The sequence below is a fragment of the Paenibacillus sp. NEAU-GSW1 genome, from assembly GCF_009737085.1.
Classification (GTDB): domain Bacteria; phylum Bacillota; class Bacilli; order Paenibacillales; family Paenibacillaceae; genus Pristimantibacillus.
In genome coordinates, this window is the sequence record NZ_WOVL01000015.1 from 79856 (window position 1) to 96277 (window position 16422).

At 49.4% G+C, this 16422-nt stretch carries 14 protein-coding genes; 3 read left to right on the forward strand and 11 right to left on the reverse strand.

Going from position 1 to position 16422, the window contains the following annotated elements:
* Positions 1-306 precede the first annotated feature (306 nt).
* The 7 genes from GOM71_RS13575 to GOM71_RS13605 form a co-directional block, all read right to left on the reverse strand.
* Positions 307-876 (reverse strand): manganese catalase family protein, encoded by a 570-nt coding sequence (locus GOM71_RS13575; RefSeq protein ID WP_156281925.1) that lies wholly within the window; start codon positions 874-876, stop codon positions 307-309.
* A 119-nt stretch (positions 877-995) separates the two neighbouring features.
* Positions 996-1247 (reverse strand): spore coat protein CotJB, encoded by a 252-nt coding sequence (locus GOM71_RS13580; protein ID WP_301539630.1) that lies wholly within the window; start codon positions 1245-1247, stop codon positions 996-998.
* Between the two features lie 4 nt (positions 1248-1251).
* Positions 1252-1497 (reverse strand): spore coat associated protein CotJA, encoded by a 246-nt coding sequence (locus GOM71_RS13585; RefSeq protein ID WP_156281929.1) that lies wholly within the window; start codon positions 1495-1497, stop codon positions 1252-1254.
* An 83-nt stretch (positions 1498-1580) separates the two neighbouring features.
* Positions 1581-3695, reverse strand: a complete 2115-nt coding sequence (locus GOM71_RS13590) for a glycoside hydrolase family 36 protein (RefSeq protein WP_173275598.1) — start codon at positions 3693-3695, stop codon at positions 1581-1583.
* Positions 3696-3756: 61 nt separating this feature from the next.
* Positions 3757-5070 carry an extracellular solute-binding protein gene (locus tag GOM71_RS13595; protein WP_156281931.1) on the reverse strand — a complete coding sequence of 438 codons (1314 nt, stop codon included), beginning with the start codon at positions 5068-5070 and terminating at the stop codon, positions 3757-3759.
* 139 nt (positions 5071-5209) lie between these two features.
* Positions 5210-6868, reverse strand: coding sequence for a response regulator (locus GOM71_RS13600; RefSeq protein ID WP_156281933.1), 1659 nt, complete (start codon positions 6866-6868; stop codon positions 5210-5212).
* Positions 6861-8720, reverse strand: a complete 1860-nt coding sequence (locus GOM71_RS13605; RefSeq protein ID WP_367649601.1) for a sensor histidine kinase — start codon at positions 8718-8720, stop codon at positions 6861-6863. The genes GOM71_RS13600 and GOM71_RS13605 overlap by 8 nt, the downstream gene beginning before the upstream one ends.
* A gap of 152 nt (positions 8721-8872) precedes the next feature.
* Between GOM71_RS13605 and GOM71_RS13610 the strand changes: the two genes are divergently transcribed.
* Both GOM71_RS13610 and GOM71_RS13615 read left to right on the forward strand, forming a co-directional pair.
* The gene (locus GOM71_RS13610; RefSeq protein WP_156281935.1) at positions 8873-9763 is read left to right on the forward strand and encodes a carbohydrate ABC transporter permease; all 891 of its coding nucleotides are present in this window, start codon (positions 8873-8875) and stop codon (positions 9761-9763) included.
* Positions 9763-10596: a carbohydrate ABC transporter permease gene (locus tag GOM71_RS13615; RefSeq protein ID WP_156281937.1), complete on the forward strand. Its 834-nt coding sequence runs from the start codon at positions 9763-9765 to the stop codon at positions 10594-10596. The genes GOM71_RS13610 and GOM71_RS13615 overlap by 1 nt, the downstream gene beginning before the upstream one ends.
* Before the next feature lie 436 nt (positions 10597-11032).
* Here the strand turns inward: GOM71_RS13615 and GOM71_RS13620 are convergent, their stop codons facing one another.
* The 3 genes from GOM71_RS13620 to GOM71_RS13630 all read right to left on the reverse strand — a co-directional run bounded on the left by GOM71_RS13620 (position 11033) and on the right by GOM71_RS13630 (position 13938).
* Entirely contained in the window at positions 11033-12232 is a 1200-nt protein-coding gene (locus GOM71_RS13620) for an IS256 family transposase (RefSeq protein ID WP_156281939.1), read from the reverse strand.
* A gap of 413 nt (positions 12233-12645) precedes the next feature.
* Complete coding sequence (locus GOM71_RS13625) at positions 12646-13461, reverse strand: Nif3-like dinuclear metal center hexameric protein (protein WP_253944835.1); 816 nt, start codon at positions 13459-13461, stop codon at positions 12646-12648.
* 60 nt (positions 13462-13521) lie between these two features.
* Entirely contained in the window at positions 13522-13938 is a 417-nt protein-coding gene (locus GOM71_RS13630) for a VOC family protein (RefSeq protein ID WP_156281941.1), read from the reverse strand.
* A gap of 66 nt (positions 13939-14004) precedes the next feature.
* Between GOM71_RS13630 and GOM71_RS13635 the strand changes: the two genes are divergently transcribed.
* The gene (locus GOM71_RS13635) at positions 14005-14352 is read left to right on the forward strand and encodes a cyclic-phosphate processing receiver domain-containing protein (RefSeq protein ID WP_367649602.1); all 348 of its coding nucleotides are present in this window, start codon (positions 14005-14007) and stop codon (positions 14350-14352) included.
* A 268-nt stretch (positions 14353-14620) separates the two neighbouring features.
* On the opposite strand, the gene cysI is transcribed toward GOM71_RS13635, so the two are convergent.
* Positions 14621-16357, reverse strand: coding sequence for an assimilatory sulfite reductase (NADPH) hemoprotein subunit (cysI, locus tag GOM71_RS13640; protein ID WP_156281947.1), 1737 nt, complete (start codon positions 16355-16357; stop codon positions 14621-14623).
* Positions 16358-16422: the final 65 nt, after the last annotated feature.

Sequence of the window (16422 nt, forward strand, 5' to 3'; positions counted from 1 at the left end):
TCAGGGACGAATACATTGGTCCGAGTCCAGCTTCAAAGTTGATTGGGGTTATAATAGTTATCGGTTACATCATAATGACATATATACTAATGTGGTTTTATAATGGGGACATAATTGGAACTTTCTCGAGGCTATCCAGATCATTGTTTAATACCTTTATTATTTTTACTGTGGGATGTATATCGAGTCTTCCGATGCTCATCTCTGCTTACTTTTCTCTAATAAGCTGACGGAGAACATAGGAGTCCAATCAAAAGAGGGTTGCCGGCACTAACTGTACCGGCAACCCTCTTTTCATTCCCACACTCAATAATAAATCTTCTCGTCCCGCTTCTCCTTTAGGATCTCCACCGCTTCGCGGAAACGCAGCGAGTGGACGATTTCCCGCTCCCGCAAGTACTTCAAACCATCCTGTAAATCGACGTCATCGGTCATGTCGATGAGCCATTGATACGTCGCTCTTGCCTTCTCCTCCGCCGCGATATCCTCATAAAGGTCGGCGATCGGATCGCCTTTCGCCTGAATATAGGCTGCTGTAAACGGAACTCCCGAAGCGTTCTGATAGAATAACGCATTGTCATGCGACACATACGTATCGCCGAGGCCAACAGCCCTCATTTGGTCAGGAGTCGCATCCTTCGTCAGCTTGTAGACCATGGTTGCAATCATTTCGAGGTGCGCAAACTCCTCCGTCCCGATATCTGTCAGCAACCCAATCACTTTATCGGGAATCGTATACCGCTGATTCAAGTACCGCAGCGCCGCAGCAAGCTCTCCGTCAGCCCCGCCGTACTGCTCAAGCAAAAACTTTGCCATAAGCGGGTCGCATTTGCTGACTCGCACCGGGTATTGCAACTTTTTCTCGTAAATCCACATGCCGGCGTCCTCCTCGCTTTCATGCCGAAGCCTAGCTTACAAACGGGCTTGCTCCCATCCAGTCCAGTCCAGTCCAGTCCAGTTCAGTTCAGTCCTGTCCTGTCCAATCCATTCCATTCTTACACCTGCCACGGCCAAGGCGTGTCGTTCCATTGCCAAGGAGCACCGGAAAAGCTATGTCCGAAGTTATTCAGCGGACCGTATCTCATTTCGTACTGATGAGCAAGCTGCTGCCTCACCTGCGCGCAATGATTGTACTGCTGTATCGCATTGAAATCGTTCGGGTGGGTATCGAGATATAGATTCAGCTCGACCAAAACGAAGTCAACCGCCTGCAATTCATGCAGCAGCTTGTAAAATTCCTCATCCATCGTTTTAGTCACCGGCTTCCTCCTCGCTTTCCTCTTTCCGCATGCATTTCGATTCATACGAGCTGTACAAAGCCGGCCATAGCGTACCGTATTTCAAAGCATCATGAGGACTGAACTGCGGCCAGTTCGGCGGCTGAAACGGTATAAATAATTGGGGCGGCGTACTATAGCTTTTCACACGGATGGGCGGGCAAGGATCAAAAGGACCGACATAAGGCTTGTAATACCGGATTCCATCGTTCGCGGACATACGAAAGCCTCCTCTCTTCTGCGCTTCGTTGCAGTATATGAGGAGGCGCTTGGCCAAAAGTACGGTTATCTAATAGCTTACTTCTAAAAATCCAGCTCGAACAGCCGCGCCGTTCTCGGTTCCGGCAAGCGGACAACAAGCGTTCCCGCTTCCGCATTCCACTGCGAAGACGTCCCTCTCGTGTCTGCCGGATACGCACAGCGTTGACTTGAAGCTTCCTTGCCTTTAAACGCCGAAAGCGGCAGACGAACCTCTTTCTCCCCTCCGGCAAGACGCCAAACGGCAACATATACGCGATTGCCCGCGCGCAGCCCAAAGCTGATCCAGTCATCCTGCTGCTTCGGCAAACCCAGCGGCCAGAACGGCAGCGCTTCCGGTATATCCGCGCGAATCGTTTTGTAATAATCGAGCGCCTCTTTCACCAGCGCGAGCCGGCGCGGGCTTAACTCCGCCAAATGGCCGCTCTGATGAATGCGCAGCAGCAGCGCGTTGACCATATTAAAAATAACTTCCTCATCGTCGCCTTCGCGCAGCGGATACGACCAGATCGCCGATTGTTCCGGCGTGAGCGCGGCTGGAGAACTCGCAGCGATGCCCGCATATTTAACGTAATCCTCTTGATCGCTCGTCGACTGGATGCTGTGCCGGCTGAGCATCGCATAATCCATGCGCATGCCGCCGCTTGAGCAGTTCTCAATAACAAGCTCCGGATAGCGCGCAAATATCCGGTCGAGCCATGCCAAATACGCGCGATTGTGCGCAAGCAGCCCGTCCCCGACGCTGTCCGCATCGGTTTCCGTGCCGATGCCCGCATTAATGTTGTAGTCCATCTTAATGTAGCCGACGCCATAGTCCTCGACCAGACGGCGAATGACTTCATCCGCATGCGCAATCACTTTCGGATTGCGGTAATCGAGCTGGTAGCGGCTGCGGTCTACGACCCGTTTGCCGTGCCGTTTGAAAAACCAGCTGTCATCGGTCTCCGCCAGCTTAGGGCTTCTTATCCCCATCACTTCAAGCTCCAGCCAAAGACCCGGAATCATCCCTTTGCTCCGAATATAGTCGAGCACATATTTAATGCCTTCCGGAAACCGTTCCGACGACGGAAGCCATTCGCCGACGCCGTCCCACCATTCGCCCGGCGCATACCATCCGGCGTCGATGCAGAAATATTCGCTGCCAACTTCTGCGGCCGCATCAATTAGAGGCAGCAGCTTGGCGGTTGTCGGGGAACCCCAAAGACAGTTCATGTAGTCGTTGAAAATAATCCGAAGCAGCCGATTATCGTCATTCGGCCTGCGAATGCGGCGGCGATAGCTTGTCAACTCGCCGATCGCTTTCTCGAAGCCGCCCTCGGCAACGCCTACCGCAACAGGGACAGAGACAAATTGCTCGCCTGGCATCAGCCGCTTCCACCAATGGTTGTCATGCTCCGTCGGGCCGCTGACCAGCAGCGTCAGATGGTCGTATTGATCAATGATCTCCCAATGCCAGGAGCCGCTATGCTCAATTTGCCAGAACAGGCTCGTCGCCGTTTCCGTATTCGTCAATACCGCCATCGGAATATGCTCCGCCGCCGACCACGAACCGGTATTGCTGCATGAAATGCGCTTTGAGCCGCGGTCTTTCATATGCGACATGCCAAGCTCCGGCAGCGTATAGCTGCGCCATTGCAGCTCGCTTTGCCACCCGTTATGAGGAATATAGACGCTCATTTTTTCGTCGCGGTCCAGCGTCCCTTCTTTCTCGATACCGGTCAAAGCAAACGAAGACACATATTCCACTTCCGCTGCTTCCGAGCCTTCGTTGCGAAGAACCGTCCAGCAGCGAACCGTCTTCACGCCGTTATAAAATTGAATATGAAGGTCCGCTTGCAAGCCCGTGACCGGATCAGCAAGCAATAGCTCCAGCTTTCGTCCTTGCTCATTTCGGCTGTCGTTCATGCCTTCATAAACCATGCGGAGCCCCGGATAGGTCGCGCGATGCGTACGGCCGTGATATTCCGCACGGTCCTCGCCGGTCAGCTGAAGCTCCAGCAAACGGAAGCCCGGCTTTTGCTCCTCTGCAATATCTGCCTCTACTAAAGGACGAGCGCCAAAATGAAGCAGCCGCGCGTCCCCTTCCGCAGTCACTTCTATTTTCAAATAAAGTCCGTTTTCTTCGATATCAATCATCATCGACTGCCGTATTCCGTTCATCCCGTTTCCCTCCATAAATAGCTTCACTCAGCGCCAATAGGCGCTGAGTGAAGGAAAGTTATTATTTAGAAGTTCCGAATTGTACCCAAGCCTTTTGAATTTCCTCGATCGCTTGATCCTTCGATTTGCTGCCGCCGATATAAGCTTGCATCAGCTCGCCGAATTTTTGGTGGAACGTATCAAGCGAGTAGTTGACGGAAAGGTCGCCTGCAGCTTCTGTTTTCAGCGCTTCTTCCATCAATCTCGGCATATCCAGCTTCGGAAGCGGAGCGTCCTTGATTGGAGGAATGACTTTCGCTACGTCAGAGAACCACGATTTGCCGTAATCCGAAGTGTACAGCCAGTTGAAAAATGCAATCGTTTCAGCAGCTACCTTCGAATCTTTGTTAATGCGAAGCGCTTGGTCGGCGCCGACGATCAGCTTGCTTTGCTCTGCTTTTTCGCTTACAGGATAGCCCGCGATGCCGATTTCAATGTCCGGCGTAATTTTTTTGATCGCTTCTTCATCCCATGCGCCCTTACCTGTCATGAATGCCGCTTTGCCAAGCGCAAAGTCGCTGACTTCCGCGTTGCTGTCGCGCTCCAGCGGTTTGTCCGTGCCGTGCTTAACTGTCAAATCGATGAATTTGAAGAAGTTGTCGTTCAACACCGGATGATCCTTGAATGTTGTTTCGCCAGCAATAAACTTGTTCACGAGCTCTTTAGGCGTAATGCCTGCATCCTCTGCAGCCGCATCAACGAAGTTTTGGAAAATATGCTTCCATACCCACCACTCTTTATAAGCGTTAGCGAATGGCGTAATGCCTTTTGCTTCAAGCTTCGCGATTACGTCTTCCATTTGCGCAGTCGTCTTAGGTACTTCGGAAATGCCGGCGTCTGCAAGCAGCTTTTTGTTGTAAATCATCATCATCAGGTTATTTTTGACCGGCAATCCAAGCACTTTTCCGTCCGAGGACGTCATGTTGATTTTAACCGCGTCAGTCATTGCCGCTGCAAGCGGCTCATTCGTCAGATCGGCGCTGTATTCGGCAAATGTATCAATATCTCCGCCCGCTGTCGTTTGGAATACGTCCGGCGTGCTTCCTGCAGCGATTCTCGATTTCAGAACCGTATTGTAATCGGCTTGCATAATTTCAAGATTGATCGTAACGTTTGGTTTTACTTTTTTGTACTCCGCGATATAAGCGTTGAAAGCTTCCGTGTATTCCGGAGATGCTGTAAACATGTTGATCGTTACCGGCTTGTCACCGCTTTCCGCTCCCTTATTTCCAGTACCTGCATCGTTGTTGTCCTTGTTGCCGCATGCTGCCAACGCTCCAGTCGCCATAACAAGACTAAGCGTCAGCGCCGCCATTTTTTTCTTGGACTTAAACATCGTAATGCCCCCGTTTCCGTAAAGGTTTATCTTTCATGTTGTCATTGTAAATAAAATGATTGTCGATCAAAATGCACTTAAGTGGCTTGTTAAGGGTAAAAAAGTGGTTTTTGTCCGCGGTTCGCTTTTTTGCTTATTTTCACACCTTCAATTGATCGCTGCGATATTCGGACGGCGAAATATCGAAGTAATTTCGAAACGCTTTGCTGAAATAGTTTTTATCTTTAAAGCCCAGTCTCTCCGAAATATCCTGGATTTTCATGCTTGGATCATCCAGCAGCACCTTCGCTTTTTCCATGCGAACCTTCTGCACATATTCATGGATGCCGCAGCCAAACTGTCCCTTAAACAGCTTCATTAAATATTCCCTGCTTAAAAAATATTTTTCGGTGAACATTGAGATTTTAATATCCTCAAAGTAATTATCGTCAATATAGCTCTTAATATCGCTAATATCGAACGGTTTATTTGCCGTTTGCGACTTGCGAATTTCGTTGCTGAAATAATCGATCAGCTTTTGGAGCAGCACTTCGTACTGCTCAAAGCTGCCGAAATCGCAGTTCTGACCAAGCTTTCGAAGCGACTGCATGCCGCCAAGCGGAAGCCTGTCCTTCATTACTCCCTGCTCAAGCGACAAATCATTCAGCAAAATAATAAACTCGTTCAACGTGCGGTCCATATCGCCAATAGCAAGCCGATCCATAGCTCTCCATTTGTCAGCTAGTTCCGTTATAACGCTTTTCGCATGATGCACGTTTCCGCTTTCCAGCCCGCTGCGAACGTGAGCGAATCGGCTTGTCAGACTCGCAATCATACTTTCCTTGCTTTGTTGCGACAACCCCTCCTCTACAACGGCATCCGCAGCCGCGCCTTCCTTTAAATGCAGCAGATCAATTCCGTTTAACGCCGATTTGGCCCGTTGATAGCTGCTCGATAATTGGATAACGTCATCCTCCGCGCCGCCATAACCGGAAATTGCAGCAACGCCAAACAGCTCCCGCAGCGCGGATACCGCCTTTGCCGTCTTATGCCTTGCATGAAAGGCGACATCCTTCAATTGAACGCTGCCCGTCATCGTCAGAATAGCGATCATTTCACGCTCCTGCGTCGGATTAACGAAGCTGAAGGAGCGAAATTGACTATCAGCCATCTCGTTAAGCACATTGCTTGCCGCAAAGATCAGCAGCTCCGAATCGTTATTGAACCGCGTCTCCCTGACATGATCCATATTAAGCAATCGAAAAATAATAACGGCAAAATGGTTGCCCGCTTCATCGGCCCCGATCAAGGGCAAGAATGCTTCGTTGGACTTCTTCTTGAAGCTTTGCTCAATGATCGACCAATACACTTTTTCCTTCAGCTTCGGCAACGACATGTTGAGCGTAATATTGTTGGCAATAAATTCGCTCTCCCTTTTTCGCTTAGCCTCCATCAGATCGACCGCTTTGCCGAGCGCCGAATTTAAATCTTGCCGATTAATCGGTTTCAGCAAATAATCGACAACCTTTGAACGAATCGCTTGCCGCGTATAGTCAAAATCGTTATACCCGCTAATGACGATTGTAAGCAAATCCGGGTATTGCCGCTCCATCTGCTGCAAAAACTGGATGCCATTCATCTCCGGCATTTTCATATCGACCATCACAAGATCGATTTTGCTGCTAGCAAGCATCTCTAAACCTAGCTTGCCGTTCTCGGCTTCCAGCACCTCTTCGACCGCAAACTTTTCCCAATTGCCCAAAATGCGAATCGCTTCCCTTAACGGCTCTTCATCATCAATGATCAACACTTTATACATGCTGTTCGTTGCCTCCCCGCGGTATTAACATTACCATCCGTGTCCCGGTATGATCCGAATGGATTTCCAAACGAGCATCTTCTCCATAAAGCAGACGCAGCCGAGTATGAAGGTTGACCAAGCCCACACTGTCGCCTTCCCGATCCTCCCACTCCGCTTCGAACGACTGCAGCACGCTTCGAAGCCTGTCCGGTTCGAAGCCCGGACCGTCATCCGCAACCGTAATCTCGATATGATCGACCGTTAAGCTTGCCGCAATGGCAATCGTTACGGTAGCAGACACTTTTTCCAGCGCGTGCTTGATCGCATTTTCCGCCAAAGTCTGAATCGATAGCTTGGGCAGCATATAGGTCATTAACGCCTCATCCCAATGATATCCCACCTTTAGCCTATTCCCGAAACGCGCTTTCTGCAGCGACATATACCGATTAATATGCTGCAATTCCTCTTTCGCCGATACGATATCCTTGCCGCTAATGCAATAACGGAATGTGAGCGCCAGCGCATCGACCATTTCTGCAATATCGTCGCGCTCATGCTTCAACGCCTTGGTTGATATCGCTTGCAGCGCGTTATACAGAAAGTGCGGATTGATTTCCGCCTCTAGCGCCTTCAGAATCGCGCTTTTCTCTACAAGCTTCATTTTGTAACGTTCATTGATCAGCTCATTCGAGCGCTTGACCATCAAATTGAAATGATGCGATAAATAAGCGATTTCATCCCGCCCGTATACCGGCGCTTCCGCTTCGAAATCGCCTGCGCTGAATCGGCTCATCTGTTTATGCAGCGTTCCGAGCGGCTTCGTAATTTTCCGCGAGAAAATGACAACGGCCAATATAGCCAGCAGCAAGAAGCCAAGACCGATCGCAAAGCCCAAATTGCGGTTTGTCATAGCCGCTTCATAGATTTCACGATAAGGGATCGGTTTGGCAAGCGTCCACCCTTGATCGCTTCCTCTATCGTAAACGACCAAGTATTTGTTATCTCCTTCTGTCCATGTAAAGTGGCCGCTCGCGTTCGCGGCAATCGCGTCCGTCAGACCGACATGAATCGCCCTGCGGTAAAAATCCATATCGTCCGCATGGAACAATCCGTTATCGGGACTTAGAAACAGCAAATGCTGGCCAGCGTCAAAAGGAACGTCCCGCAATATTTTATCTTTGACTGCACTGTTGAAGTAAAACGAAATAACAGCTTGCGGCTTGCGCGTCGTGATCGAGCGCATCAAGCGGTGGTACGCCATAAAGCTGTCATTCAAGTTGGCCGGATAGACGGTCTGTTCTTTTGCAGCCGTTTTGTCCTCCAGCGATTGGAACGCGTGGTTTTGCGGATCTTGCATAGCCGACGCATACCACGATGTATTTGGAACGACATCGCTGGTTCCGGTGCGGACCGTTACATTATAATTTTCCTTCGTCACGGCATAATAAGTTTGGCTGCCAACGATATACAAATAAATACCCTCAAGATCGTCCCTGGAGTAATACAAGCTGCGCAAATAATCCTCTACATACATGCGCGATGAATATTCTTTATCGGCATGCAAAATCGCGTAATTAAGCTCGTCATAATCGAATTGGGGCAAAGAAAGCTGCTTAATGCCCGCTAAATATGCTTCAAGATTGCGGTTCACCAAGAGCAAATTATTCGATGTACTCGAAATGCTGTTGTTTACCGATTCCCGCTGAAGCATCTGATACGAAATGACCGTTAGCGAAGCGACTACCAGAATAATAATCGTCGTGAACAAAAGCACGAGCTTATTGACCAATCTACGTGAAAGCCTTTCGGTAAGGCCGGATAACGATTGGATAGCGTGTTTAAAAATAATAGCGACGTCCTCCTTATACACAGTTCACCTTTTTACCCTTAACTGTTTTCTATAATCCATTTTGACTCGCCTGGGGCTAATCTATAATCACATTATAGGCAATTATGAACGATTGTGAAGGGCAAGCCAAATAAACCTTTTACAGCAAAGAAAGAAGAAACGGGGTGCGATGTATGTTTAAAGCTTTAGGCAGAAAGTGGAGCGAACGATTCGAATTCGGCATTTTTACAATACCGGTGCTGATCTGTATTGCAGTCGCCTTCTACATTCCGTTTGCCATGACAATCGGCTATTCCTTGACCGAATGGAACGGAATTTCGAAAAACCCGACCTTTGTCGGATTGGACAATTTTAAGCAAATTTTTTCGGGCGACGCTAACTTTGCGAATGCGGCATGGTTTACGGTGAAATATTCCGTGTTGTACATTGCACTGGTCAATGTCATCGCCATTTTGCTCGCCGTTATTCTTGATATGGGGTTAAAAGCGACAACATGGCTGCGTACGGCGTTTTTCGTCCCTTATATTCTCAGTCTCGTTATCGTCGGATTTATTTGGAAATTCATTTTCATGCAAGGCTTCGAATCTTTGTCCGCAAGTTTGGGCTGGGGCATTTTCGATCTAAGCTGGCTCGGGGAGCCGGGGTTGGCTTTCGTTTCGATTCTTGGCGTTTCCATCTGGCAATCGGTTGGCTTCTACATGGTTATCTATATTGCCGGCCTCCAATCCGTTCCGGACGATTTGAAAGAAGCGGCGACGGTAGACGGCGCCGGGCCCGTTCGGCGGTTTTTCAGCATTACGCTGCCGCTGCTTGCACCTTCGATCACGATTTCCGTCTTTATGGCGCTGACGAACTCGATCAAAGTATTCGACGTCATTCTTTCTTTGACGGGCGGCGGTCCTGGCGGTACGACTTACAGCGTTGCTTACGACATTTACCGCGACACGTTCCAGAACAACCTGTACGGGTACGGCACAGCCAAGGCGCTCATTCTGTTCGTCGCAGTATTGGTCATTACGGTCGTACAGCTGACTTTGTTTAAACGCAAGGAGGTTGAAGCCTGATGAAAACTGCAAACAAACCGTTGCGTATCAGCCTCGAAATAATTATGGTGCTGCTGTCGCTCGTCTTCCTGTATCCGATCTTTTTGGCGATCAACAACTCTTTGAAAAGCTTCGGCGAGGTCATGACCGACGTCATTGCGCTCCCGAAAAAACTAGCTTTCGCCAACTACTCCTATGTATGGGAATTTATCGATTATCCTAGGCTGTTCTTAAACAACCTGATTATTACGGTGCTTGGCCTTGCAGGGATCATTCTGATCTCATCGATCGCTGCTTATAAGCTCGCTCGGACTAAATCGCGTTTCAGCAATCTGCTCTATATTCTCGTCATTATGCCGATGCTCATACCATTCCAGTCTATTATGCTTACAGTGCTGCAGCTGGCGAAGGACTTAAATCTGTCCGACAGCACTTGGGGACTTGGACTGCTCTACTGGGGCTTTGGAGCGCCGCTTGCGGTGTTTATCTATCACGGCTTTGTGAAAGGCATTCCGAAGGAAATCGATGAAAGCGCGACGATCGACGGCGCATCCGGCTTTCGGCTGTTTTTCAGCGTCATCTTCCCGCTTCTCAAGTCAGTGACGACGACAATCATCATTATCGACGTCATGTGGATTTGGAACGACTTCCTGCTGCCGCTCCTTATGGTAAACGGCTCGCCGGATACGAAGACGCTGACACTCGCCGCTTATACGTTCGTCGGCCAATATACGTCGGATTGGCAATATGCGATGACCGCAATGGTAATGGCCGTGCTTCCATCCATCATCGTGTTCATGTTCCTGCAAAAATATATCGTCAAAGGCGTTGTCGCCGGCGCGGTTAAAGGCTAATTAGTAAGAAGAGGCTGACCCCTATATCATCTGAGATGATATGGGGGTCAGCCTCTTCTATGGAGTTACTTTAATCTGCTGCGCATTCGAATGTTCCACTATCATTTACGAGGCCGTTTTCGGCCTTACAGCGTTATTATTCCGCCTACTGCGGCCAGTTCCGCTAATATAAGGCCGCCGTTTTCGGCCTTACATCCTCGCTTGCGCCTACTTCAAACAGCTGTAAGGCCGTATTCGTCCTTACAGCGTTATAATTCCGCCTACTGCGGCCGGTTTCCGCTAATATAAGGCCTTTTTCGGCCTTACATCCTCGCTTGCGCCTACTTCAAAGGTAGTGTCAATAAGTTTGTGTATTTTGGTTTTAGGTAAGGTTATCCATCGGAACGATGGATAATGGTGTTTCTAGGGGTGGGGGTACCCCCACCGGAAATTTTACTTACATTTCCAAATCCGCGGATTCCGTTGATTTCTCATAACGCTTTTGGAACATTGCTTCAAGCGCTTGTTTTGTGTTCTCCATCCCGAACCCGCGAATGATTCGGGTTGCCCAACGCTCATTGTAAGCATGAACAACAAGGTATACGATCTTTTCCGCTGCTTCCACGTTTGGAATGCTGTTCATGGGATACAGGCGCTTACGGAACTCTTTGATGGTTCGCTCGATGACATTGGTCGTATAGATACTCTTCCGAATATCTTCTGGATACTTATAAAACGTTAACAGTACAGGCAAATCATCCCGCCATGAAGCGATCTCCTTTGGATATCGCTTTTCCCATTTAGCCTCGAAACGGTAGAACTGTTTGTCTGCATCTTCCCGACTCGGAGCCGTGTACACTTGCTTGAGATCATCTAGAAACTCGACTTTATCCTTGACGCGGATTTTCGGGAACGTATTACGGATTTTATGCACCACACACCGCTGAACGTCAGCTTTTGGGTATACGCTGTGGAACGCTTCTTCCAGCCCAGTTAGCCCGTCAAATACGCCTAGCAGCACTTCCGTCGCTCCACGGCGATACAGACCTTGCAACAGCTCTTTCCATCCATGCGCACTCTCAATTCCACCAACGTAGAAGCCAAGGATTTGTCGGTAGCCATCCTCATCGATTCCCATCGCAACGTAGATGGCTTCCTTGGCGACAGAATCACGACGCAAACTGAAATACAGACCATCTAGATAAACGACAGAGTATCTCTTTTTCAAGGGACGATTTTGCCAAGCCTGAATGTCTTCCATGACGGTATGAGTGATGTTGCTGATCGTAGTTGGAGAGTAGTGTGTGCCGATTACCTGTTCAATGAATCCGGCGACATCTCGTGTGCTCATACCGCCTTTATACATCCGAATAACAGCTTCTTCTAACCACCCGTCCCGGCGCTGGTAAGGCTCAAATATTTGCGTTTGAAAATCGCCTTGACGATCCCGAGGTACCTGTAATTCCTCAATTTTTCCAAAGCGCGTTTCCAGTGTACGTGGATAATAACCGTTACGGGTGTTTGGTGTGTCCGGATGTTCCACATGCAGGAAGTTCTTAATTTCTTCTTTCATAACCAGCTCGATCTTGTCCTTCACAAAATGAAGTACAGCATTTGCTAATTGATCAGCGAAGTCGGAATTGGTTATACTTTTCATGGTAGGGTATCCTCTCTTTTTGGAATGTCGCGATTCCGAGGATACCCTACTTTTTTGTCGCCTGAATAGGCTCCAAATCCTGGTACACAAACTAATTTACTTCATCACTTCAAACAGCTGTAAGGCCGTATTCGTCCTTACAGCGTTATAATTCCGCCTACTGCGGCCAGTTTCCGCTAATATAAGGCCTTTTTCGGCCTTACATCCTCGCTTGCGCCTACTTCAAACAGCTGTAAGGCCGTATTCGGCCTTACAGCGTTATAATTCCGCCTACTGCGGCCGGTTTCCGCTAATATAAGGCCTTTTTCGGCCTTACATCCTCGCTTGCGCCTACTTCAAACAGCTGTAAGGCCGTATTCGGCCTTACAGTGTTCTCGTTACACACTGCAAGTGCGGCGGCGTGCATCCGAATGCTAGAGCACTTGAAACAGCGGCTTGTCCTCGATGAAATGAACCGGAACCGCCGGCAGCATTGCCTGCAATCGTTCCGCCAATTCCCGCATGCCCGGCTCCTCGCTCTCCGCATGGCCAAGCACAATTAACGCCTTTTGAACCCCTTGCATCGCCGCGTCCTTCACATACATCGGTGTCTCCCATTCCGGGCCTTCGCCAACGATCGCCACATCAATCGTATGATCGCTAAGCAGTGGAATAACGTTCGCTCCGCCCCCGCGATAGCCGACAAATATGCCGGCGCGTCGGCAAGAAACCGAAGGGTCACCTGCAATCCGAACGTAAGGAATGCCCAGCGCAGCTTTAATAGAAGCAGCAGCTTCCCTTACCGTCATCTCCGGCAGCGCCATTATAGATACCGCAGGCCGATGCTCGGCGACGAACGGCTCCCATCCCAAACGCTTAATCAGCCCAAGCGTTACGCCGTCCGGCTTATACCGATGCAAGTAATCGTGCATCCGGAATACGGCAATGCCGGATTGCTCAAGCAGCGCTTTTTTGCTTAACATGACGCGATCCTCAGCCAATCCATAGCAGCCGTTCGGCTGGTGGCTGTAATAGCTTGCCTCATGTGTAATGAGCAAATTAACTCCAAGCTCAATCGCCCTGTCGACAACATGCCGGCTTGCGACAAACGCAGCGGCGATTCCGCGAACGGTCTCGTTCGGATCGCCGTTTTCCAATCGATCCACCGTCGAGTCGAGCGGACCGACAGGAGCCATTAATAGATCCATCACCTGTTGAATCGTCCATTCCTTCGTGCCGTTTCTCATCATTTCGATCCTCACCTGTTGTTTATGACCCGATGTAATCGCTGAATTGCCTGAATGAAGCGATTACTGCTGCGGCAGCTTGCTCATATCCATATAGAGCACATTCCAGCGATGTCCGTCCAAATCGGTAAACCCTGCTCCGTACATCCAGCCTTGGCTCCATCCCGGTTTGGCATATACCGTGCCGCCCGCTTCTTCCGATCGACGAATGAGTTCGTCCACCTCGTTTGCGCTTTCTGCGTCGATAGACAGCAAAACCTCGCTTGCGCTTCCGGTATTGGCAATTTCATTACGGGAAAATGATTGAAACGTCGCTTCCGGGAAAAGCATCACAATGACGCCTTTCTCGCCTAAAACAAGAGCTGCAGCTGCATCGCTGTTCTCATGCCTAGGATCAAATGCAAAGCCAAGCTCACTGAAAAACTGCTTCGATTTTTTTACATCTTTTACCGGCAGGTTCAACCAAAACTCTTTTACCATTCGTGCGCCTCCATCCGTTTTTCACAGCAATAGCCCAAACCGCTCGCTCCAAAGCCTCATACAATAGTGCCACAACCTGCAGTTGAAAGGAAGTTATGCGCCATTAACATATTTCTCGATGACACAAGACCTTGTCCGCCCGGCTTCATTCTGGCAAAAACGGCACAGGAATGCATTTCGTTGCTGAAATCGGGCAAGGTCAACAAACTATCCCTCGACTACAACTTAGGCATAGGCAAACCGACTGGCTACAAAGCGGTTAAATATATACTCGACAATCGGATCTGCGTCCGCAGCATCGTTATTCACAGCTCTGATCGCAAAGGAAGAAAAAAGATGTTCGATGCGCTGCAAAAGCATAAAGTTTACGGAACATGGATTACGATAAAGCCGATTGCCAAACGCCGATTCTAACGTACAGTTATTCGTCTTCCTGCGCACAATTTCCTCCATCGTTATGCTGCAAACGATATGTTGTCATTATATTCATTATACACCTCCCGACATTTGACATTAGAATAGCAACTGCCCTTTCGTTTGGACAGTACGCACTTTCTCGTATGATCGGACCCAATTGGTAACGTAGGCACCTGAATGATACCTGACATGGCAGCAGGAAGCTAAAAAAAAGAAGCTGTCCTGCAACTCGCAGGACAGCTTCTTATCTAAATATTTTTTTCGCTTAGCTATGGAAGTTGGTTCCATCCGTAACCGCTGCTACATAACCGGCACGAACAACGAAATCGCCAAAATGCTCGCCGATGTTCCGATCCTTGCCATAATGCTGCAAAATCGGCTTCAGCGTATCGATGATTTCCTCTTCGCCGATATTTTCACGGTACATTTTGCTCAGTCTGTCGCCAGTAAAGCCTGCGCCCATATACATGTTGTACTTGCCTTGCGCTTTGCCGATAAACGAGATTTCGCCGAGTGCAGGACGCGCGCAGCCATTCGGACATCCGGTCATCCGAATGTTGATCTCTTCCTCGCGCAAGCCGGCTTCTTCGATAATAGGCTCAAGCTTGTCGATCAAGGTTGGCAGATAGCGTTCCGCTTCCGCCATTGCCAGGCCGCAAGTCGGGAAAGCGACGCAGGACAAAGCGTTGCGGCGCAGAGCTGAAAGATGTGCGCCTTCCGTGATACCGTGCTCTTTCAGGAGCGCATCGACTTTCGCTTTTTTCTGGCTTGTCACGTTAGCGATGACCAGATTTTGGTTCGCCGACAGACGGAAATCGCCAGTGTGGATTTTCGCAATTTCACGAAGTCCAGTTTTGAGCTTATGCGTATCCGTATCAACGATACGTCCGCTTTGAATGTAGATGTTAATGTTCCATTTGCCGTTTTTGTTTTTCACCCAGCCGTACTGATCGCCTGTATGGGTAAAATGGAACGGACGCGCAGGCTCCAGCTTCCAGCCGAGACGGTCATGAAGCTCTTCCACAAACCAGTCCAGACCGTGACGATCGATTGTATATTTGAAACGAGCGTATTTACGAACAGAACGGTTGCCGTAATCGCGTTGAATCGTAACTGTTTTCTCAGCAACGTCGAGAATTTGTTCCGGCTTCACGAAGCCGATCACTTTCGCGAGCTGCGGATACGTTTGGTTATCGCCGTGCGTCATGCCCATGCCGCCGCCAACCGTAACGTTGAAGCCGACCAGCTTGCCTTTTTCTACGATTGCGATATAGCCAAGGTCTTGCGAGTAAATGTCGACATCGTTCGATGGCGGAACCGCAACGCCGATTTTGAACTTACGCGGCAAGTATACGCGGCCATAGATCGGTTCTACCGGGTCTTCGCCTTCGATTTTCGCGTCCTCGCTGCTAACGACCTTCTCGCCGTCCAGCCAGATTTCATGGTAAGCAGGCGTTTTCGGCGCAAGATGGCTCGTCAGCTGCTGCGACCAATGAAACACTTCACTATGAATTTCCGATTGATCCGGATTCGGGTTGCACATAACGTTACGGCTTACGTCGCCGCATGCGGCCAGCGTCGTCAGCATCGCATCGTTAATTTCACGGATCGTGCTTTTCAAATTCCATTTCAGAACGCCGTGCAGCTGAAACGCTTGGCGCGTCGTAACGCGCAAGCTGCCGCTGCCGTATTTGTCAGCAAGCTCGTCCATGACCAGCCATTGTTCTGGTGTCGATACGCCGCCTGGCGTAACGACGCGAAGCATAAATTGATAAGCCGGCTCCAGCTTTTGCTTCTGACGTTCATTGCGCAAATCGCGGTCGTCCTGCATATAGCTGCCATGGAATTTCAACAGCCGGTTGTCAAGCTCAGGCAATCCGCCTGTGATGCGGTTGTTCAGAGAGCCTACGAGCGATCCGCGCAAGTAGTTGCTCTCCTCTTTCAGCAATTCCACATCGCTTGGAGGTCCGCCAATCGGCTCTACTTTATGTTTGTTTGCCATTGTTTCTGACTCCTTACATCAGGATCTTTAAGTGGAGCTTAAAGTCACTCATTGTTACATCAGGA

What these genes read in the sequence shown, in the direction of transcription:
- GOM71_RS13575 (WP_156281925.1), bottom strand. Translation starts at nt 876, where the DNA reads ATGTGGATTTACGAGAAAAAGTTGCAATACCCGGTGCGAGTCAGCAAA.
- GOM71_RS13580 (WP_301539630.1), bottom strand. Translation starts at nt 1,247, where the DNA reads ATGGATGAGGAATTTTACAAGCTGCTGCATGAATTGCAGGCGGTTGAC.
- GOM71_RS13585 (WP_156281929.1), bottom strand. Translation starts at nt 1,497, where the DNA reads ATGTCCGCGAACGATGGAATCCGGTATTACAAGCCTTATGTCGGTCCT.
- GOM71_RS13590 (WP_173275598.1), bottom strand. Translation starts at nt 3,695, where the DNA reads ATGAACGGAATACGGCAGTCGATGATGATTGATATCGAAGAAAACGGA.
- GOM71_RS13595 (WP_156281931.1), bottom strand. Translation starts at nt 5,070, where the DNA reads ATGTTTAAGTCCAAGAAAAAAATGGCGGCGCTGACGCTTAGTCTTGTT.
- GOM71_RS13600 (WP_156281933.1), bottom strand. Translation starts at nt 6,868, where the DNA reads ATGTATAAAGTGTTGATCATTGATGATGAAGAGCCGTTAAGGGAAGCG.
- GOM71_RS13610 (WP_156281935.1), top strand. Translation starts at nt 8,873, where the DNA reads ATGTTTAAAGCTTTAGGCAGAAAGTGGAGCGAACGATTCGAATTCGGC.
- GOM71_RS13615 (WP_156281937.1), top strand. Translation starts at nt 9,763, where the DNA reads ATGAAAACTGCAAACAAACCGTTGCGTATCAGCCTCGAAATAATTATG.
- GOM71_RS13620 (WP_156281939.1), bottom strand. Translation starts at nt 12,232, where the DNA reads ATGAAAAGTATAACCAATTCCGACTTCGCTGATCAATTAGCAAATGCT.
- GOM71_RS13625 (WP_253944835.1), bottom strand. Translation starts at nt 13,461, where the DNA reads ATGATGAGAAACGGCACGAAGGAATGGACGATTCAACAGGTGATGGAT.
- GOM71_RS13630 (WP_156281941.1), bottom strand. Translation starts at nt 13,938, where the DNA reads ATGGTAAAAGAGTTTTGGTTGAACCTGCCGGTAAAAGATGTAAAAAAA.
- cysI (WP_156281947.1), bottom strand. Translation starts at nt 16,357, where the DNA reads ATGGCAAACAAACATAAAGTAGAGCCGATTGGCGGACCTCCAAGCGAT.